The sequence below is a fragment of the Neisseria sp. 19428wB4_WF04 genome, from assembly GCF_015235335.1.
Taxonomy (GTDB): Bacteria; Pseudomonadota; Gammaproteobacteria; order Burkholderiales; family Neisseriaceae; genus Neisseria; species Neisseria musculi.
Window position 1 is genome coordinate 1 of the sequence record NZ_JADGLG010000199.1, and the last position, 389, is coordinate 389.

At 74.3% G+C, this 389-nt stretch carries 1 pseudogene; it reads left to right on the forward strand.

Going from position 1 to position 389, the window contains the following annotated elements:
* Window positions 1–389: pseudogene (locus tag IR141_RS12995) on the forward strand (hypothetical protein); the annotation flags it as partial.

Here is a 389-nt window from a genome sequence, read left to right on the forward strand (position 1 = left end):
ACACCGGCCTGGGCGAGTCGCCGATGGCGCTGGCGTACACGCGGTCCCAGTTCACGATCGCGGCGCGGGCCACGGGGCTGCCGGGCGCGATCGACGGGCCGACCGTGGGCTCCACCGGCGTGAAGCTCGCCGAGGCGACGGCGGTGACCGCGGAGTTCGGCATGACCGGCAAGCTGTGCCTCGCGCCGGAGCAGTGCGCGGCCGTGAACGAGGGGCTCAGCCCGTCCCAGGAGGAGCTGGCGTGGGCCCACGAGTTCCTCGCGGACTTCGAGGCCGACGGCGGCGAGATCCGCAACGGCTCCGACCTGCCCCGCAAGGCGCGCGCGGAGAAGATCCTCGGGCTGGCCACCGCGTTCGGGGTGCACTCCACGCGGTACCCGGACCAGGAC